Annotated in this window: 20 protein-coding genes and 1 pseudogene; 14 read left to right on the top strand and 7 right to left on the bottom strand. The window is 72.5% G+C overall.

The genetic code is table 11. The features are described from left to right. Nucleotides 1-5: 5 nt before the first annotated feature. The 6 genes from AB0H12_RS04275 (at nucleotide 6) to AB0H12_RS04250 (ending at nucleotide 5188) form a co-directional block, all read left to right on the top strand. Nucleotides 6-1013 (top strand): hypothetical protein, encoded by a 1008-nt coding sequence (locus AB0H12_RS04275; protein ID WP_499620713.1) that lies wholly within the window; start codon nucleotides 6-8, stop codon nucleotides 1011-1013. Next, entirely contained in the window at nucleotides 1013-1576 is a 564-nt protein-coding gene (locus AB0H12_RS04270) for a hypothetical protein (protein ID WP_499620712.1), read from the top strand. The genes AB0H12_RS04275 and AB0H12_RS04270 overlap by 1 nt, the downstream gene beginning before the upstream one ends. Then, a complete protein-coding gene (locus AB0H12_RS04265; protein ID WP_499620711.1) occupies nucleotides 1531-2679 on the top strand; it encodes a sensor histidine kinase in 1149 nt (382 codons plus the stop codon). The genes AB0H12_RS04270 and AB0H12_RS04265 overlap by 46 nt, the downstream gene beginning before the upstream one ends. Next, nucleotides 2667-3311 carry a response regulator gene (locus AB0H12_RS04260; RefSeq protein WP_499620709.1) on the top strand — a complete coding sequence of 215 codons (645 nt, stop codon included), beginning with the start codon at nucleotides 2667-2669 and terminating at the stop codon, nucleotides 3309-3311. The genes AB0H12_RS04265 and AB0H12_RS04260 overlap by 13 nt, the downstream gene beginning before the upstream one ends. Nucleotides 3312-3355: 44 nt before the next feature. Next, nucleotides 3356-4528, top strand: coding sequence for a serine hydrolase domain-containing protein (locus AB0H12_RS04255; protein WP_499620708.1), 1173 nt, complete (start codon nucleotides 3356-3358; stop codon nucleotides 4526-4528). A 93-nt stretch (nucleotides 4529-4621) separates the two neighbouring features. Beyond that, nucleotides 4622-5188: a hypothetical protein gene (locus tag AB0H12_RS04250; RefSeq protein WP_499620707.1), complete on the top strand. Its 567-nt coding sequence runs from the start codon at nucleotides 4622-4624 to the stop codon at nucleotides 5186-5188. Here AB0H12_RS04250 and AB0H12_RS04245 read toward each other — a convergent pair. The 6 genes and pseudogenes from AB0H12_RS04245 to AB0H12_RS04220 all read right to left on the bottom strand — a co-directional run bounded on the left by AB0H12_RS04245 (nucleotide 5148) and on the right by AB0H12_RS04220 (nucleotide 8357). Continuing rightward, entirely contained in the window at nucleotides 5148-5585 is a 438-nt protein-coding gene (locus AB0H12_RS04245) for a tetratricopeptide repeat protein (RefSeq protein ID WP_499620706.1), read from the bottom strand. The two genes, AB0H12_RS04250 and AB0H12_RS04245, sit on opposite strands and share 41 nt — an antisense overlap. A gap of 40 nt (nucleotides 5586-5625) precedes the next feature. Further along, nucleotides 5626-6132: pseudogene (locus tag AB0H12_RS04240) on the bottom strand (tetratricopeptide repeat protein); the annotation flags it as partial. Then, nucleotides 6126-6320, bottom strand: coding sequence for a hypothetical protein (locus AB0H12_RS04235; RefSeq protein ID WP_499620704.1), 195 nt, complete (start codon nucleotides 6318-6320; stop codon nucleotides 6126-6128). The pseudogene AB0H12_RS04240 and the gene AB0H12_RS04235, both read right to left, overlap by 7 nt. A gap of 218 nt (nucleotides 6321-6538) precedes the next feature. Continuing rightward, nucleotides 6539-7096, bottom strand: a complete 558-nt coding sequence (locus tag AB0H12_RS04230; protein WP_499620703.1) for a carboxymuconolactone decarboxylase family protein — start codon at nucleotides 7094-7096, stop codon at nucleotides 6539-6541. 1 nt (nucleotide 7097) lies between these two features. Further along, nucleotides 7098-7703 carry a TetR/AcrR family transcriptional regulator gene (locus AB0H12_RS04225; protein WP_499620701.1) on the bottom strand — a complete coding sequence of 202 codons (606 nt, stop codon included), beginning with the start codon at nucleotides 7701-7703 and terminating at the stop codon, nucleotides 7098-7100. A gap of 75 nt (nucleotides 7704-7778) precedes the next feature. Further along, entirely contained in the window at nucleotides 7779-8357 is a 579-nt protein-coding gene (locus AB0H12_RS04220) for a CGNR zinc finger domain-containing protein (protein ID WP_499620699.1), read from the bottom strand. Between the two features lie 84 nt (nucleotides 8358-8441). On the opposite strand from AB0H12_RS04220, the gene AB0H12_RS04215 reads away from it, so the two are divergent. From AB0H12_RS04215 to AB0H12_RS04185, 7 genes are all read left to right on the top strand, one after another. Continuing rightward, the gene (locus AB0H12_RS04215) at nucleotides 8442-9305 is read left to right on the top strand and encodes an alpha/beta fold hydrolase (protein ID WP_499620697.1); all 864 of its coding nucleotides are present in this window, start codon (nucleotides 8442-8444) and stop codon (nucleotides 9303-9305) included. Between the two features lie 74 nt (nucleotides 9306-9379). Continuing rightward, complete coding sequence (locus AB0H12_RS04210; protein ID WP_499620696.1) at nucleotides 9380-9898, top strand: pyridoxamine 5'-phosphate oxidase family protein; 519 nt, start codon at nucleotides 9380-9382, stop codon at nucleotides 9896-9898. 340 nt (nucleotides 9899-10238) lie between these two features. Continuing rightward, nucleotides 10239-10631 (top strand): bacteriophage spanin2 family protein, encoded by a 393-nt coding sequence (locus AB0H12_RS04205; protein WP_499620695.1) that lies wholly within the window; start codon nucleotides 10239-10241, stop codon nucleotides 10629-10631. A gap of 28 nt (nucleotides 10632-10659) precedes the next feature. After that, nucleotides 10660-11280 (top strand): SGNH/GDSL hydrolase family protein, encoded by a 621-nt coding sequence (locus tag AB0H12_RS04200; RefSeq protein WP_499620693.1) that lies wholly within the window; start codon nucleotides 10660-10662, stop codon nucleotides 11278-11280. Nucleotides 11281-11582: 302 nt separating this feature from the next. Then, nucleotides 11583-13880 carry a glycoside hydrolase domain-containing protein gene (locus AB0H12_RS04195; protein ID WP_499620690.1) on the top strand — a complete coding sequence of 766 codons (2298 nt, stop codon included), beginning with the start codon at nucleotides 11583-11585 and terminating at the stop codon, nucleotides 13878-13880. A gap of 34 nt (nucleotides 13881-13914) precedes the next feature. Next, nucleotides 13915-14235: a hypothetical protein gene (locus AB0H12_RS04190; protein WP_499620688.1), complete on the top strand. Its 321-nt coding sequence runs from the start codon at nucleotides 13915-13917 to the stop codon at nucleotides 14233-14235. Nucleotides 14236-14241: 6 nt separating this feature from the next. Continuing rightward, a complete protein-coding gene (locus AB0H12_RS04185) occupies nucleotides 14242-14892 on the top strand; it encodes a hypothetical protein (RefSeq protein ID WP_499620687.1) in 651 nt (216 codons plus the stop codon). 109 nt (nucleotides 14893-15001) lie between these two features. Here AB0H12_RS04185 and AB0H12_RS04180 read toward each other — a convergent pair whose 3' ends face one another. Then, entirely contained in the window at nucleotides 15002-16384 is a 1383-nt protein-coding gene (locus AB0H12_RS04180; protein ID WP_499620686.1) for a glycoside hydrolase family 6 protein, read from the bottom strand. Nucleotides 16385-16733: 349 nt separating this feature from the next. On the opposite strand from AB0H12_RS04180, the gene AB0H12_RS04175 reads away from it, so the two are divergent. Next, nucleotides 16734-17645 (top strand): serine hydrolase, encoded by a 912-nt coding sequence (locus AB0H12_RS04175; RefSeq protein ID WP_499620685.1) that lies wholly within the window; start codon nucleotides 16734-16736, stop codon nucleotides 17643-17645. Nucleotides 17646-17663: the final 18 nt, after the last annotated feature.

The raw sequence follows: 17663 nt of genomic DNA, 5'->3' as shown, positions 1-17663 counted from the left end.
TTGTGGTGGTACCAAAGCGACAAGTGGTCGGCTCCTGGCTGTTGCTGACCGGGTTCTGCTCGTTGTGGCTCGGGGTGGGGTGGGACGGGCAGTGGCACGTCGACGTCGGCCCCGACACCTTCTTCACCGCGCCACACCTGATGTTCTACTTCGGCTCCGCGCTGATCGGCCTGACCAGCCTCGCGGTGGTGCTGCCGAGCCGTGGTGCGGCGGCGGGACCGGGCGTGCCGGTGCTGGGTTTCCGCGCGCCGGTGGCGTTCCTGGTCGCCGGGCTCGGGGCGGCGGGGCACCTGCTCTACGGCGCGACCGACCTGTGGTGGCACACCGTCTACGGGTTCGACCTCCTGGACAGCACGCCGTCGCACCTCAGCCTGCAACTCGCGATGCAGGTGCAGGCGGTCGCGGTGGTCATGGCCTTCGCCGCGCTGCGCGACACGACGTCCGGCAGGTGGGGCCTGGTGGCGGCGGGCGCGTTCGGCGTCGCGGCCGGCTCGATCGTGCTCGACGGCGACGCGTTCGGCGTCAGCCTGACCGTGCTCGGCGGCAGCGCGGTGGCCGCGTGGACCCTGTGCGCCATCGCGGGGATCACCCGGAGCGGGCGGTGGGTGGCGGCGCTCGGGCTGCTGTTCGTCGGGGTGCACGCGGCCACGTTCTTCTTCCCGCCGTTCGCCACCCGCTGGTACGCCGAGAGCATCGGCCAGCCGCTCCGGGACAACGCGCTGGGCGTGCCGCTGCTCGCCTTGGCGATGCCGCTGGTGTTCCCGCTCCTGGCGGCCCTCGGCGCGGCTTCGGTGGCGGTCGCGCGCCGGCGCGGCACCTCGCCGAGCGCCGCGATGGCGGTGTTGGGCGCGGTGATCGCGCTGGCCGTGGTGATCTCCCAGCTGCTCCTCGACGAGGTCGGCACGAACCCGCTGCTCGCGGCGCTGGTCGTCACGGCGCTCGGCGCGATCGCCGGCAGGTTCGGCTGGCAGTCGGCCGCGCTGATGCGCCGGCTCGCCCCGAAGGAGGCGTGATGAGGTTCCGACCCGTGCTCGGCGCGATGGCCGCGGTGGCGCTGATGGCCGCGCCCGGCGCGACCGCACAGGCGTCGACGCTCACCGTCGTGCACAGCGAGCAGGTCCCGCTGGGCGCCGGCACGTTGACCGCCTCGTTCACGGACTGGCCGGTGCGCGCCGGGCGGTCGCTAGACTTCACGTTCGAGCCTGCCGGGGGGATCGAGGGGCGCTCCGGCACCCTCCGGGCGATCACGCCGTCAGGGGAACCGACGGCCCTGGGCATCGTGGGTCTCGACGGCGAGGCCGACATGGAGCTCCAGCGGCACCCGCTGGCACGGCACGCGTGGGGTCTGGACGTCGTCGCACTACCCGAGGAGGGCTTGTGGCGCTTCGAGTTCACCGTGCACGGACCGGGCGGGACGTCGACCGGGACGCTGCCGGTCGCGGCGGGGCCGAGGCCCGGTCCGCCGGCGGCGCTGAGCTGGGTGGTCGGCATGGCGCCGTGGGCGGTGGTGCTGGTGCTGCTGACCCGCAGGTGGCTGAAGGTCCGGCGGTCGGCCGTGCCGGCCTGGAACGACTGAGCGACGGCCTGCTGGTCCTGCTGCCGTTGACGGCGGCGTGGTTGCTGGTCCTGGACGGTCCGGACGAGGGATCGGTGTGGACCGTCCTGGGTGTGGCTTCGGCGCAGTCCGTCGCGTTGGCGTGGTGCCGCCGGTTCCCGCTGACCGTGCTGCTGGTCGTGATGGGCCTGGAGGGCGTGCTCGTCGCGGTCGACGCGGAGATCTTCGTCGCGTTCCTGGTGGCGGCGTCCGCGCTCGGCACGTGGGGAAGGCCCGCGCAGCAGCGCATCGGGCTGGCGATCGGCCTGGCGACCTTGGCGGTCGGGATGTTCTTCAGCATCACCGGCGGCGCTCCGGCGGGGATCGCCGTGATCGGGATCGCGTCGGTGGCGGTGATGTTCGTCGGTTTCCTGCTGAGCGGGTGGCTCGGCGGCCGGCAGCGGACGCGGATCCTCGAGCTGGAGGCCGAGCGCGCCGAGATCGAGCATCGTGCGGCGGCGCGCGAACGCGCCCTTCTGGCGAGGGAGTTGCACGACATCCTGAACCACGCCGTGACGGCCATGGTGCTCGACGCCACCGCGGCGGCGGAGACCGGGACGCCCGAGGAGTCGCGGGAGACCCTGCACCGCATCGCGCAGACCGGCCGCAACTCCCTCGGGGAGTTGCGCCGGCTGCTCGGCATCCTGCGCCGGAGCCTGTCCGACGCCGATCACGACCCGTTGACCGTGCCGCCCGGCCTCGACCGGCTCGACGAGCTGGTCGGCGGCATGCCCGGCAGCGGCCCGCAGGTCACGGTGGTCCGCGAAGGCAACGCGGGCCCGCTGGACGCCAGCATCGAGCACGCCGCCTACCGGGTGGTCCAGGAGGCGCTGACCAACGTGATCAAGCACGCCGGGCCGGTCGCGACGACCGTGTCCCTGACCTACGCGTCCGACCAGCTGTCGGTCGTGGTGTCGAACGGGCGGCCGGCGGTGACCCGACGTGCCGGGACGGGGCTGGGTCTGGTCGGCATGCGGGAACGCGTCGAGCTGGTCGGCGGCACGTTGACCGCCGGTCCGGGCGTCGACGGCGGGTACGAGGTGCGGGCGCGCTTCCCGGCCCGGAGCGCGACGTGCTCCGCGTAGTCGTCTGCGATGACGAGCAGCTGCTCCGCGAGGCGTTGACCAAGCTCATCGACGCGGCGCCCGACCTGGAGGTGGTCGGTGTCGCCGCGGACGGCGGCCAGGCGGTGTCGGCGGTCGACCGGCACGCGCCGGACGTCGTGCTGATGGACATCCGGATGCCGGTCCTCGACGGGATCGAGGCGACCCGCCGGATCGCGGGCCGCACCAGGGTCCTCATCCTGACGACCTACGACCTGGACAGCTACGTCTACGCGGCGCTCCAGGCCGGCGCCAGCGGTTTCCTGCTCAAGGACGCGCCCAGCGAACGCCTGCGCGACGGGATCCGCATCGTCGCCTCCGGTCAGGCGGTGCTGGCTCCCGAGGCCACCGCCCGGATGATCTCGGCGTTCCGGCCCGCCATGCCGACCGCCGAGGACCGGGCGCTGCTGGAGGCCGTCCGACGACTCTCGCCCCGGGAACGGCAGGTGTGCGAGCTGATCGCGGAGGGCCTGGCCAACGACGACATCGCGCGACGCCTCGCGATCAGCCGCTACACGGTGAAGGTCCACGTCTCCAACGTGCTCGGCAAGCTCGGCGTGCCGGACCGGGTCCACGTCGTGCTGGCCTGGTCCCGGCTGCGGGGCCACGTCTGAACGGGGGGTGGCCGGCCGGAGGTCGGTTCGGGCACGCTGGCGGCATGGGGATCAAGCGCGCAGGGGTCGTGGTCGGGGTGGTGGCGGCGCTCGTCGCCGGATCGGTGTCCGGTGCCCGGGCGAGCCGGGACTCGCCGGTGGGGGACGCGTTGGCGCAGGTGGTGGCGGCGGGCGTGCCCGGCTCGTACGCGGCCGTCGTGGACGGCGCGGTGGCCTGGCGCGGATCGGCCGGCGTCGGCGACCTGCGGACGGGTCGGGCGCCCGACCCGCGCGGCCGGTTCCGGGTCGCGAGCGTGACCAAGCCGTTCGTGGCCACGGTGGTGCTGCAACTCGTCGGCGAGGGGCGGCTCGGGCTGGACGACCCGATCGCCGACCACCTGCCCGGCCTGCTGCCGTACGCCGAGCCGATCACCGTCCGCCAGCTGCTCGGGCACACCAGCGGCGTGCCGCGCGACATCGCGCACTGGCAGACGCCCGAGGAGATCGACACGAAGCGGTGGGAGAGCTTCGCGCCGAGGGAGCTGGTGCGGCTCGCGACCGACGGCGTGCCGCTGCTGTTCCCTCCCGGCGCCGGTTTCTCGTACTCCAACACCGGCTACACGGTGCTCGGCCTGCTCGTCGAGCGGATCACGGGCCGTTCGCTGGCCGGTGAGCTGGAGCGGCGCGTCTTCCGGCCCCTGCACCTGCGGGACACGTCGTTCCCGAGCTACCAGCCCTTCCTGCCGTACCCGGCGGCGCACGGCTACGAGCGGCTCTACGGCGAGCAGGCGCCGTTGACCGACGTGACGACGTACGTGTGGTCGCGGCTGTGGGCGTCCGGGAACGTGGTCAGCTCCGCGGACGACCTGAACCGGTTCTTCGGCGCGCTGCTCGGCGGGCGCCTGCTGCCGGCCGACCTGCTGGCGCAGATGCGGGACGTGCGGCCGGAGGCGCTCGGGCCGTTCGGCTACGGCCTCGGCCTGATGCACCTGTCCAGCCCGTGCGGCGGCGCGGACTGGTGGGGCCACGGCGGCGACGTGCCCGGCTACCACACGTGGAGCCTGCACACCGCCGACCTGGGCGGCCAGGCGTCGGTCGGCATGAACCAGGACCTCAGCGCCCCGGTCGAGGCGCGGCAGAACGTGCTGCTCACGGTGGCGACGGCGCTGTGCGACGAGCTGCCGGTGGCGGTGGCGTCCAGCACGGAGATCCCCTACCTGGGGCCGACGTTGCCGTAGCGGCGAGCTCCGCGGCGCGGGCGGAACGGCACGAACGGTTGAAGGTCCCGGCCGGCGATTGCCGCTCCAGCCGGGCCGGCCGAAGAATGCGGCATGACTCGCGCGCACTCCTCGGTCGCCCGGCTGGAGACGGCCGCCTTGCCGGTCACGATCGGGTCGGTGCTGCTCGCGGCGTTCAGCTTGTTCGCCTGGGTCGGGTACGACGTGCACGTGCTGCCCGCGGTGCTCAGGGGCGTGGATTTCGCGGCCGTCGCGTTCAGCGTGTTCATGTCCGTCTCCGTGCTCGCGCCGTGGGCGGTGGTGAGCTGGACGACCCCGAGCTACGGCTCCCCGGCGTGGGTTCCGCTGGAGCGGGTCGAAACGCGGGACGCGCGGCACGTGGGCTGGGTGCTCGAATCCGGTGATCACGACCTGTCCCTGTTGGAGGAGGACAGCCGGAACGCCGTGGTGCTGCGCCAGGACGTCATCACGAAGCGGACGTTCTGCGACAAGGGCGGTGACGGCCGCCCACGGCCCGCCGACGCGTTGTCCCTGCTCGGTTGGCAGCTGGTCGACGACGTGCCCGACATCCGGCACGGACGGCCGGACTGCTGCGCGGGAGCGGCGTCGGCCACGCGCGTCAGGCCGGCAGTCGCTCCCGCATCGCGCGGGCGCGGTTGATCAGCCGGCTGGCCTCCTCTTCCCGGTCCAGGCGGCTCAGGGCCAGGCCCAGCCTGGTCAACCTCGTGACCACGTCGTGGTGGTCGCCCTGGTGCCACGACTCGGTGATCTTCAGCGCCCGCTCCATCAGCGGGATGGCCTCGTCGGGGTGGCCCTGGTCCTGCCAGGCGCCGGCGAGGCCGTCCAGGTGCTTGGCCACGTCGGGGTGGTCGGAGCCGTGGGCGGCCTCGGCGATCGCCAGCGCGCGTTCGTGCCGCGACTTCGCCTCGTCCGCCCGGCCGAGGTCGCTCAGCACCGGGCCCAGGTTGCCGAGGCGGACCGCGATGACCGGGTGGTCGCCGCCGAACACCGCTTCGCTGATCGCCAGCGAGCGCTCCAGCAGGGCCGCCGCCCTCACCAGCAGGGCTGTCGTCGACCGCGCTGTGCAGCCTGCGCAGCACCATGGCCAGATCGCTCAACGTGCTCGCGACCTCGGGGTGGTCGAGGCCGTAGGCCGCCTCCTTGACCGCCAACGCGCGTTCGAACAGCCGTCGCGCGTCGAGCGGGTAGCCGCGGTCGACGAGCGCCGCGGCCAGGTTGTGCAGCGCCCTCGCCACGTCGGGGTGGTCGAGCCCGTGCGCGGCTTCGGTGATGGCACGCCGGTGCAGGGCTTCGGCCTCCTGGCCGCGTTCGGGCGCCAGCTCGCGCAGGACCAGCCCCAGGTCGTCCAGCCTGAGGGCGACGATCGGCCGGTCCGGGCCGTAGGCCGCTTCCGTGATCGCCAGGGCCCGCTGCATCAACGGCAACGCCTCACCGGGCCTGCGGAGGTCGTGGAGGGCGAGGCCGAGGTTGTTCAGCCGCACGGCCACGGCGGGGTGGTGCGGCCCGTAAGCGGCCTCGGTGAGGGCCAGCGCCCGGTGCAGGAACGGCTGCGCCTGCTCCGGCCGCCCCAGTTCGCTCAGCACGACGCCCAGGTTGCTGAGGTGGACGGCCGCACCGGGGTGGTCCGGCCCGAAAGCCACCTCACCGCCACGAGCGTCACGCCGAGCACGGCGACCAGCACCGGCCGCACGACCCAGGAGATGGTCATCCACTTCGGCAGGTGCTCGCTCGCCGCGTTGATCACCAGTCCGGTCAGGAAGACCAGCGCCACCTCCGCGGTGACCAGGGCACCACGTCGAAGTCCCGTGCACGCTCCTGACCACCGGACAGCACCGCGCTCAACGGTATCCACCCACACCGTGATCGCGCCGGCGACGCTCGTGCTCCGGCCAGGCGTCGACACGCCGGTGGGGCCGGGCGCACGCCCGGCCCCACCGGCACACCCGATCCCGCCGGCGCGCACCCGGCCCCCGCCAGGCGCGGAGCCTCCTAGACCGCGTCCCGCCTCCACTCCTGCGCCTGCCAGGCCGGGTCCAGCGGCGTGTGCGCGATGTGGTTGGTGTAGTTGGACAACGTCTTCATCCCGACGCCGAGGATCACGTCCAGCACCTGACGGCGGGTGTGGCCCGCGGCCAGGAACTCCTCGATCTCCCGGTCGCCCACCCAGCCCCGGTCGGTGACCACCCGCTCGGTGAGCCCGCGGACGGCCTCCAGGGCGTTGTCCGACACCGGCTTGCCGGCGCGCAGGGCCTGCACGGTCTCCTCGTCCACACCGGACTTGAGCGCGATCGTGGAGTGCGCGGCCACGCAGTACTCGCAGCCGTTCAGCACGCTCGTGGTGATCCACACGACGTGCTTCGCGGGCCCGGACAGCGAGGACTTGCCGAACTGCTCGGCCAGGGCGTTGTAGCCGGCCAGGAGTTCCGGCGACTCCGCCATCACGCCGTTGAGCGAGCTGACGAAACCCAGGCGGCGCTTGCCCGCTTCCAGGGCGGGGCGGGCCTCCTCGGGCGCGGTGGTCTCGTCGTGAACGGTGAACTGCACCATGTCAGCGGATCTCCTCGGGTCGGTTCGCCAGTGAGTCGAGCACGGCCGTGACGGTGTCGCCGAGCGCTTCCGGGGCCGCTCCCGCGCGGGAGCGGACGTTCACCCCGTAGGCCAGCAGCGCGAGCACGTCGGCCGACGTTTCGGGCACCACGCCGGGCCGCAGGGCGCCGGCGGCCCGCGCGCGTTCCAACGCCGCGCACATCGCCGCCCGCAAGCGGTCGTGGTGGTCGTGCAGGACCGCCTGGACGTCGGGGTCGTCGTGCTCCGCGCCGGCGTGCGCGTTGGTGACCATGCAGCCCCACCGGGCGTGCTCGCCGGAACAGCGGACCCCGATCAACCCGCGGAAGAAGTCCGCGATCGCCGGCAGCCCGCGCTCGTCCTCGGCGAGCCGCCGGAACACCGGTCCCGAACGCCGGTCGGCGTAGCGGCGCAACGCGGCGACGTAGAGCTCCCGCTTGCCGCCGAACGTCGCGTACAGGCTGGACCGGTTGACGCCGGTCGCCGACACGATGTCCTGCACGCCGGTCGTCGACACGCCCCGTCGCCAGAAGAGCTCCTCCACCGAGTCGAGCACCGACTCGGGATCGAAGTGCTTCACGTCCGGCATGTCCGCCTCGCTATCTTGGAATGATCGTTCCAAGATAGCTCCGGCCGGCGCGGGCCGCAACGGCTCGCTTCGGCATCACGACGGTGTCCGGCCCTTGTGGCGTTGGTAGTAGCGGGCGACGCGGGCACGGTTGCCGCAGCGCGTCGGCGAGCACCAGCGCCGGCGGGGGTGCGCGGGCAGGAAGACCGCCACGCAGTCGTCGGCCTCGCACTTCCTGAGGGCGCCGATCGCCGGGTCGGTGAGCAGGTCGGCGGCGGCTTCGGCCAGGCGGGCGGCGAGTCGGACGCCGAGTCGGCCGGCGCGCCGGGGTGTCGCGGTGACGGCGGCGCCGTCCCAGTCGAGCTCGCGCACGGCCGGCGCCGCGCGTTCCGCCTCGGTCAGGCCGCGCAGGGCGGCCTTCGGCGGCCGGTTCCCGTGCAGCAGCGCCTGGACGGCGGCCTCGACGTGCTCCCGCACCGCGCGCACCGGGGTCAGGTCGGCCGCCGTGGGCGTGGCGCCTCCCGCTTCCGCCTGGAGCGCGGGTTCCAGGGCCAGCCACGCGGCCAGCCGCTGAGGGGTGTCGAGCAGGTCGGCGCGGCCGTCCCCGGTCGCGGGGCGGGTGTTGACGAGGTCGATGGCCAGGTGTTCGCCGGTGAGCGGGCCGGTGTCACTCATGTCGCTAATGCTACCAACCCCACTTGACCCATTAGGTCAACCCGGCTATACCTAACGCATCATCACGCCAAGGAGGCATGTGACATGCTCGCTCGGGTCGCCCATCGCCACGTCGACGTGAACGGGGTCGAGGTCTTCTACCGGGAGTCGCTGCCGGACCGCGCCGACGCGCCGGTCCTCTTGCTGCTGCACGGTTTCCCGTCCGCTTCGCACCAGTTCCGCCGGCTCATCGACGCACTCGGCACGCGTTACCGGCTCATCGCGCCCGACTACCCCGGCTTCGGGCACACGCGTGCGCCCGACGGGTTCACCTACTCGTTCGACCGCCTCGCCGAGGTCGTCGAGGGTTTCGTCGACCGCCTGGGGCTGACCCGCTTCGCGCTGTACCTGTTCGACTTCGGCGCGCCGGTCGGCTTCCGGCTCGCGCTGCGCCGGCCGGACCGGATCGCCGGGCTGGTCGTGCAGAACGCCAACGCCTACGCCGAGGGGTTGTCGGGGCCGGCGCGCGACTTCATCGCCGTCACGCCGGACTCGCCCGACGGCGAGCGGACGATCACGGACCTGCTCACGCTCGACGCGACCCGCGGCCAGTACGAGGGCGGCACGGCCGATCCCGCCCTGGTCGCGCCGGAGGGGTGGCTGCTCGACCAGCTGTTCCTGGACCTGCCCGGTCGCAAGCAGGCGCAGCTCGCGCTGGCCTACGACTACCACCGCAACGTCGCGGCCTACCCGGACTGGCAGGCGTGGCTGCGCGAGCACCGCCCGCCGACGTTGGTCGTGTGGGGCGTCAACGACCCGTTCTTCACCGAGGCGGGCGCGCGGGCGTACCTGCGCGACGTGCCGGACGCCGCGCTCCACCTGCTCGACACGGGCCACTTCGCCCTGGAGGACCGGCTGCCCGAGATCGCCCCGCTGATCACCGACTTCCTCGATCGCACGATGGTGTGAAACTCGCCGGACTCTCCCGGCCCGGGTGTCGAGACGAGGGCCTGCCCGTTCGTCGCAGGGGTATGACGAACACCATGACCGAGCCGACCTCGACCCACAACCTCGACCGCTACGGGTCCGCGGAGCTGCCGTGGAGCCGTCCGCGTGAGATCCTGGCCGCCGACACGCCGACGGCCGACCTGACGTTCTTCGTCGCCACCGTGCGGCCCGACGGACGCCCGCACACGGCGGGTGTCGGAGCCATCTGGGTGGACGACGCGCTGTACTTCGTCAGCGGACCGGGCACGCGCAAGTCGCGCAACCTGGCCGTGAACCCGGCGTGCAGCACCTCGGTGCGCCTGCGCGGCATCGACCTGGTGCTGGAGGGCGAGGCCCACCGGGTCACGGACACCGAAGTGCTGGACCGGATCGCGGCCGTCTACCGCGAGGGCGGCTGGCCGGCCACCGTGGCGGGCGACGCGCTCACCGCTCCGTACAGCGCGCCGAGCGCCGGCCCCCCACCCTGGCACGTCTACCGCCTCAGCCTGAACAGCGCCGTCGGCGTGGCCACCGTGGAGCCGCACGGCGCCACCCGGTGGACCTTCGCGCGCTGAGCGTTGCTGCCGGCGTGAGCGGCAACGCGGTCTCCGGCACCGTGCACGGCCCTGCTGCTCGACGTGTGGCTGATCGACGTGACGCCCGACCGGGTGGGCGCACCGGCCGCGGGCCCGACTCGTGGCGCGCCGACAGGTTGCCCCGTCGGCGCGCAACGAGGACGTTGCGTGCGTCACTTTGACCACCGCGCGGTCGGACCGGCATCCTGGTGGCAGAGGGGAGTACCCACTCTGCCCGTGATCGTCATTACGGCCGCTCCGCAGCGGTCCGGTCACGGCGCCGCCGCGGTCGGCGGTCGGGGAGACCTCTGGTTCGGGATCTGAGCCGGAGGAGGACGCCATGCGCGCCACTGCCCGTCTAGCCGCCGCCGTCACCACGATCGCCGCCGTCACCGCGCTGACCGCCTGCGGCGCGCTCCAGGAAGCCTCGCAGGCAGCCGGGGCCGTCGCCGACACCGCGTCCACGGTCCAGGTGTGCACGGAGGCGTTGGCGCAGGCCACCACCGCCTTCGACACCACCAGCCCGGAGCAGGCCGTCGAGCAGGCGCACTCCGCGGCGGACAACCTGAGCGCGCTGGCCGCGAACGCCGCCGACACGACGGTCAACGAGGCCATCACCGCCATGGCCACGACGCTGCGCGCGGTGACGCTGGACGACCTCGTCCTCCAGCCGGCCGCGTGGCTGGAGGACAAGGCCACCAAGGTCGCCGACCTCACCGCCGCGTGCACGTGACCGCGCGGGAGCACCGGGGCGGGTCCGGGTGTCGGCAGTGGTGAGCTGCCGGTTCCGCGTCCTCGGTGATTCGCTGGCCGCCGGCGTGGGGTGCAGCCGGCCCGAGGAGACGTTGGGCGAGCGGTTGGCCGTGGTGCTCCGCTCGGCGGGGCACCACGTCGACCTCGGCGTGCACGCGGTGTCCGGTGCGCGGTCTTCCGGGCTGGACGCGCAGGTGCGCGCGGCGGTGCGGACGGGGGTCGACGTGGCGCTGGTCGTGATCGGGGCGAACGACCTCACGTCGTTCACGCCGCCGGCGGTGGGCGCGGGTTTGTTGCACGACGCCGTGCTCGGCCTGCGCCGGGCGGGCGGTCAGGTGGTGGTGGCGACGGCGCCGGACCTCGGCGTCGTCTCGCACGTGCCGCCCGCGTACCGCGCTTTCGTGTCGCAGGCCAGCGGTCTCTACGCACGCGTGCAGGCCGACGCGGTGGTCCGCGCCGGCGGTGCGGTGGCGGCGGCCGGGGCCGACCTCTTCGACCGGTTCGCCACCGACCCGACCCTGTTCTCCGCGGACCGCTTCCACCCCTCGCCCGCCGGTTACGCGCTCATCGCCGACGCGCTCGCGCCGTCCGTGCTGGCGGCAGCGGGCCGGTGGATCAAGGAGATGTGAAAGCGCCGATCCGATCGTTGACACTTCTTCGGGGCGTGGATAGCTTCATTTTCGCTGCCGAGGGGGCGGTGCGATGGGGCCGGTGACGTGATTTCGATTCGCTGCTTCTCCTGATTCCCTCAGTGCTCGGTGCGGTGCTGTCCGGAATCTTCGGGCACCCGGTTCCGAATGCATTCCGGGAATTGAGCCGGAGAGGGAAGGCGCAGCCGACCGGGTTGCCGGTGTCCGTCGTCCCGCCGGCGGGAGCGAAGCCGTGCCCGGACAGCGGGTGGCGGACCGAACGATCCCGGGGGACACGGACGATGGCTGACCCGAAGGTGCTCGAAGCCCAACGCTGGGTGAACTCGACCTACGGCTCGGTGCCGGGCTACGAGCGCTGCGCGGAAACCGGTGTGACCGGCTGGGCGGTCATGTTCTCCCTGACCCGCGCGCTCCAGCACGAACTCGGCATCACGGCCCTTTCCGACGCGTTCGGCCCGACCACGTTGGGCAAACTCGCCGAGCGGGGCAACGTCGGCCCGAACTATCCCAACGCGAACATCGTGCGGATCGCGAAGTACGGCCTGTTCTGCAAGGGCTATTCGGCGGGCGACACGTCGAACGGCGTCTTCGACAACGGCCTGTACGAGGCGGTGCGCGACCTCAAGAGCAACATCGGGTTCACCTCCGACGGCCACATCCCGCCGAAGATCTTCAAGGCGATCCTCAACATGGACGCCTACGTGCTGCTGTCCGGCGGGCGGGTGGCGGTGCGGGAGGTGCAGCGCTGGCTCAACGCCACCTACATCACCAAGTCGACGTTCTTCGTCATCCCGTGCGACGGTCACTACACGCGGGACGTGCAGGTCGCCCTGATGCGGGCCATCCAGTACCAGATCGGCATCCCGGAGGACCAGGCCACCGGCCACTTCGGGCCGGGCACCCAGAACGGCCTGCGCAACAACACCGTGCGGCCCGGTTCCCCGGCGGCCTGGGTGCGGCTGTTCAGCGCCGCCTGCGTGTTCAACGGCGGCGTCGGCGGTGTGTTCGCCGCGTTCACCTCCGGCTGGGACGCGGCGCTGAGCGACTTCGTGACCAGGTTCCAGGACTTCTCCGTGCTCGCCCGCACCGGTATCGGCGACTACGCCACGTGGGCGCAGTTGCTGGTGTCGACCGGTGACCCGGACCGCCCCGCCGCCGCGAGCGACACCCGGTTCCACATCAGCGTCGCCCGCGCGCGGGCGCTGAAGGCCGCGGGCTACGAGGTGGTCGGCCGCTACCTCGACGAAGACCCGTGGAGCACGCTCGACAAGGAGATCCAGCCCGGCGAGCTGGACGCCATCTTCGCCGGTGGCCTGCGCGTGTTCCCCATCTCGCAGTACGCCGCCGACACGGTCGACGACTTCACCTGGTCCAACGGCTACGACCACGCGCTGCGCGCGCACGACCGGGCCGTGGGCTACGGCTTCAACCGGGGCACGGTGATCTACTTCGCGGTCGACTACGACGCCACCGGCGAGCAGATCGCGAGCCACATCATCCCCTACTTCCAGGGCATCCAGGCCGGTCTGGGCACGCGCGGCAAGCGGTACGTCGCCGGTGTCTACGGTTCGCGCAACGTGTGCGCGCAGGTCAGCGACCAGGCGTTCGCCCGGTACTCGTTCGTGTCCGGCATGTCGTGGGGCTTCTCCGGCAACCTGGGCTTCCCGCTGCCCGCGAACTGGTCGTTCAACCAGATCAAGGAGTTCGACTTCGACGCGGGCGGCGACGTCTTCGCGCTCGACCGCGACGTCCGCCGGGGCAACGACCCGGGCGTCGGCCGGGAGAACGTCGGCGGCGGTGATTCACCCGTGGACGCCTACCTGAGGTACATCGACGGCCTGTACGCGACCGCGCTGGCCTACGGCGGCGACGCGAACCGGCGGGTCATGGAGTACCTGCGCCACCCCACGTACAACGGCGCATGGTCCGGTTGGGAGGCCTTGATCGGCGACGTCGACCAGGCGTGGGTCGACCACGCGCGGGCGCACGCGCCGGCCCGGGTCGAGTCCTATGTGGACCCGTCGCTCGGCATCACGGTCGACGTCGACCACTTCGGCGCCACCGCCAACGCGGTGTACCTCAGGGGGAACGGCGGACGCGGCGACTTCGGCGGCTGGGCGGGCGACCTGGCCACGTTCTACGGCGAGTGGCGGTCGCACGGCGACGAGTACGCTTCGGGGTACGCGTTCTGCGCCGACCGCCTCGCCAAGATCAACGTGCTGTCGTCGTTCCCGCTCAACGACCTCGTGGAGGACGTGGACGGCTACCTGATCGGCAGCGCGGTGCGCAACGGCGCCAGGATCGACCAGGCGATCCGGGCCCACCTGACCGACGGTCACCGGACCAGGTTCCGGCAGTTCTACGCCAACCGCCACGGGGGGACGGTGACCGGCGTCCGCGACGCCGCCTGGAACGCGCTGGGCGGCAGCACGGCCGACGCGCAGCTCGCCGCGCTCACCGAAGCCGCGATCCGCAGGACCGGCGGCGTCTGCCTGCTGCCCGCGCAGCTGCCCGCGGCCAAGCTGGAGCCGTTCCTGCAAGGCTATGCGGAGACGATCGAGAGGTTGTCGCGCAGCTGACGGCACGCCCCGCGCGGCGTGCGGGGAGGGATCCGTGGGAGTTCCGGGAACGGCCCGGCGCTGGGCGGTCGCCGCGTCGTGCGCGCCGCTCGCGGCGTTCCTGGTGTACGCCTGGGGTGCGATCCACCTGTACACGCCGGACATCCGGGAGACGTGCGACCTGGAGCGCGGCGGGTGGGATCCGGCCCACGGGCAGGTGACCTACTTCCCGCTGTCCCGCACGTGCAACGCCTACCAGGACCTGGTGCCCGCCTGCGTCAACCCGACGGTGGTCGTGCTGCTCGGCTCGGCTGCGCTGTTCGCGTGCCTGGCCGTCGCCGCCCGCCGAAACCCCCGATCCCGCAAGGAGCAGTGAGCCACCATGAACGAACCCGACGTGAGCCGGCTCGGGCGTCGCCGGTTCCTCGCCGTCACCGGCAGCCTCGCGGTCGTCGCGTCGGTCGGCCTGGCCGTGCCGCCCGCGGCCTCCGCCGCGCCGCCCACCAACCCGCCTGCCCGCCCGGACGACCTCGCCACGTACCCGGTCGAGGGCTCCAACGCGTCCGTGACGCTGCTGTCCGGGCCGTCCGCCGTCGTGCTGCTGCACGTCGCCCGGCGGTTCCACTACGAGGTGGGCGCGCTGGGCGCGAACGACATCACCGGCTACGCCGAACCACCGGCCGGCACGCCGTTCGCCGCGGACTACCGCTCGGGGACCGCCATCGCCCTCCGGCCCGCGAGCTACCCGGCGGGTGCGACCGGCGGCCTGTTCCCGCACGAGGTGGCGATCGTCCGGGACGTCCTGGCCGAGTGCGAGGGCGTGGTCCGCTGGGGCGGTGACTCCCGGAGGACCCCGAAGGAGGGCCACTTCCGGGTCGACGTGAGGCCCGACGACCCGGCGCTGACCCGGGTCGCGGAGAAGATCGGCGGCTGGGTGGACGCGCCCGATCGCGGCGCGCCCACCGACCCCTTCACGCCGGGACGCCGTCAGGCGGCGGAGCGGTTGGCGGAACGGCAGATCGCCACGGGCTGACGGATCACTCACCCACGGACCCGCCTGGTCGGCCGAGGCGCTGGGCGCGGCCGGCCGCTCAGGCGGACGGGGGTTCCGGAACGGCCCGGAACCCCCGTCACGTCGGGGCTCAGAGCCGCGGGTGGGCGTTGGCGATCAGTTGGCGGAACTGGGCGGAGAACCAGTGACCGGACAGCGGGGCGTTGGCGAGCGCGCCGGACATGTTGTTGCCGTTGCGGGCGTTGCCGGTGTACGTGGGGTCGCACATCCGGTCGAAGCCCTTGCCCTCGTTGTTCGGGATCTCCCGGCTCGCGCCGTCGGACTCGCCCGGCGGCTTGGCCCACACGTAGGCGTCGATGCCCGCGGCCGGGCTCGCCTTCGGCCGTTCGCCGATGCCCGCGCCGGACTGGTTGCACCAGTTGCCGAGGTGGATGCGCCGGTCGTACCGGCCGCCGTTGACGTACGCGTCCACGCTCGTCGTCGGCCCCTTCGCGGTCGGGCGCTGGGAACCGCCCCAGCCGTTGCGCGAGGTGTCGATCAGCATGCCGATGTTCGACGGGAACCCGGCGCTGATCAATTGCGTGCGGAACGCCTGGGCGAACGACAGCTCATCCACGTAGCGGTTCCAGTCCACCCACTTCGACTGGCGCACGGAAGTGCCGTTCACGGTGTCGTTGATCGTGAAGTGGTCTTCTTTCAGCACACCGTAGTTCGCCGTGTTCGCGATGAAACCGGTGACGTTGTTCACCGTGCTGCCCGACGCGCGTGCGGCCTGGGCGAACAACGTCGCGGAGGTGCCGAAGTTGTCGTCCCACCCGATCCAGCCGTGGTGGGCGGCGTCGATGTAGTTGTAGACGTTGCCGATCGCGCCGAGCTTCGCCAGCGCGTACCCGACGCCGTTGACGTAGTTGCCGTTCTGCAGCATCCGGTCGCACATGGCGGTGGCGGTCGGGCGGCTGCCGACGTTCGTCACCAGGTTGGGCAGCGAGTCGATCTCGATGATCGTCACGATGCGCAGGTTCGCGTACTTCGACTCGCCCATGATCGCGGCGATCGGGTCGATGTACTCGGACTTGTAGCGCGGCAGGTCGTCCGGGCCCAGCTCGCCGTTGGACGCGAGCGCGGCGCAGTCGCGGCCGGGCAGGTTGTAGATGACGAACTGCACGACCATCGTGCGCCCGGCCGCCTGGCTCAGGGCGTTGTCCAGGTGCGCGCGCAGGCCGCGGGCGCCGGTCGTGCCGTTGATCGCGGCGATCCGGTCCATCCAGACGAACGTCGGCTGGTTGGCGACGGCCGACCCGCCGTCGGCCCGCGCCTTCGCGGACCAGTCCGGGTTCACGTACACCGACGCGCCGGCGTACGGGTTGTCCACGCGCGCCGCGGCGGTCACGTCGGCGGCGGCCGGGCCCGTTCCGAGCGCCATGGCCGCGGCGAAGGCGAACGCCGCGGTCGCCGCGAACCCGCGACGTGCCCGCCGCCTGCCGGTCAGGCCTGGTGATGACTTCAGTGGCATCTTCGGCTCCCTGGTCGGATGATCAGAACAGGTGGCGGCGGGATTCCTGGGAACGTTTCCAGAAATCGGACGCTAGCAGGGAAGTGACTTGTGGTGAAGAGCTTTAACGTTCAATGGATTAGTTTTCGGGTATTCCGGATCGCTCGGAAATGCGAGCGGTGTGCGTGCCTTCTCCGCTATTCGACCGCATTCGACTTCGAATGGTTTCGAATGGCACGGATCGTTGTGCTCCGGCGCTCCGGCGCGGCCCTTCGCGGCCCGGTCCGGTCGCGCGCAGGACGCGCGAGCGGTTGTGAGGTTGCCTCGACTTCCGGTCAACATTTCGCCGCACCACCGGCGTTGAAGGGGTGTGGACAGAGCGCAGAGCGGGTTGGTGGCGATGTGCGTCGGCGCGGTGGTGGCGATGGTCGTCACCGGTCTGGCCCAGGGCGAGGACGCCTCGCCGCGGGCCGGAGCCGAGGTGTTGTCGGTGGCGGTCACGGTCGGCGCGCCGGGCACGACCGTGACCTCGCCCGAGGTGACGGCGTGGGTCGAGCCGACGCCCGAGCCCACGCCGATACCGGAGCCAGAGCCGATACCGATACCGGAGCCGGAGCCGGAGCCGGTGAGCTTGGCCGGGCTCGCGCCGTCGGTGCGTCGCGGTGTCCTGGTGCTCGACCTGCGCTCGGGCGCGGACCTGTTCGCCGAACGCCCTGACCAGCCGTTCCCGACGGCGTCCGTGGTGAAGCTGCTGATCGCGCTCGACGCGCTGGACCGCGGCGCCGCGCCGGCCCGTGACGTGGCCCGGATGATCGCCACCAGTGACGACGACATCGCCAACCGCCTGTGGCGCACGTCGATCCCGCGCCGCTGGGCGGAGGAGATCGGGCTGCCGGGCCTGTCGCCGCCGGCCGACCCGAACCAGTGGGGCGATACCCGGATGACCGCGCGCGACGTCGTCGCCGTCTACCGGTACGTGCTGCGATCGCGGCACGCCGGGGTGATCGTGCCCGCGCTGGAGGGCGCGACGCCGACCGGTGCGGACGGTTTCGACCAGACCTTCGGCATCCCCGACGCCGTCGGCGCGCACCAGTGGGCCGTGAAGCAGGGCTGGGCGTGCTGCTACGACGGCCTGCGGGTGCTCAACACCACCGGCGTGGTCGACCGCCGTTACGTCGTCGCCGTGCTGACCGGGCACGACAGCGCCACCGGGTACCCGAGGGCCGCCGCGCTGGTCACCGACCTGGTCGCCGCCCTCACCCCGCTGTTCGCCGCGTCCTGACAGCGCACGCGGGGTGCC

The organism is Actinosynnema sp. NPDC023794, from assembly GCF_040639675.1.
GTDB lineage: Bacteria > Actinomycetota > Actinomycetes > Mycobacteriales > Pseudonocardiaceae > Actinosynnema > Actinosynnema luteola.
This window is presented reverse-complemented; position numbering and strand designations above follow the sequence as displayed.

Excerpts from the sequence above, each read along its gene's own strand:
- AB0H12_RS04270 (WP_499620712.1), top strand. The coding sequence starts at position 1,013 with ATGAGGTTCCGACCCGTGCTCGGCGCGATGGCCGCGGTGGCGCTGATG.
- AB0H12_RS04255 (WP_499620708.1), top strand. The coding sequence starts at position 3,356 with ATGGGGATCAAGCGCGCAGGGGTCGTGGTCGGGGTGGTGGCGGCGCTC.
- AB0H12_RS04250 (WP_499620707.1), top strand. The coding sequence starts at position 4,622 with ATGACTCGCGCGCACTCCTCGGTCGCCCGGCTGGAGACGGCCGCCTTG.
- AB0H12_RS04230 (WP_499620703.1), bottom strand. The coding sequence starts at position 7,096 with ATGGTGCAGTTCACCGTTCACGACGAGACCACCGCGCCCGAGGAGGCC.
- AB0H12_RS04225 (WP_499620701.1), bottom strand. The coding sequence starts at position 7,703 with ATGCCGGACGTGAAGCACTTCGATCCCGAGTCGGTGCTCGACTCGGTG.
- AB0H12_RS04220 (WP_499620699.1), bottom strand. The coding sequence starts at position 8,357 with ATGAGTGACACCGGCCCGCTCACCGGCGAACACCTGGCCATCGACCTC.
- AB0H12_RS04215 (WP_499620697.1), top strand. The coding sequence starts at position 8,442 with ATGCTCGCTCGGGTCGCCCATCGCCACGTCGACGTGAACGGGGTCGAG.
- AB0H12_RS04210 (WP_499620696.1), top strand. The coding sequence starts at position 9,380 with ATGACCGAGCCGACCTCGACCCACAACCTCGACCGCTACGGGTCCGCG.
- AB0H12_RS04205 (WP_499620695.1), top strand. The coding sequence starts at position 10,239 with ATGCGCGCCACTGCCCGTCTAGCCGCCGCCGTCACCACGATCGCCGCC.
- AB0H12_RS04195 (WP_499620690.1), top strand. The coding sequence starts at position 11,583 with ATGGCTGACCCGAAGGTGCTCGAAGCCCAACGCTGGGTGAACTCGACC.
- AB0H12_RS04185 (WP_499620687.1), top strand. The coding sequence starts at position 14,242 with ATGAACGAACCCGACGTGAGCCGGCTCGGGCGTCGCCGGTTCCTCGCC.
- AB0H12_RS04180 (WP_499620686.1), bottom strand. The coding sequence starts at position 16,384 with ATGCCACTGAAGTCATCACCAGGCCTGACCGGCAGGCGGCGGGCACGT.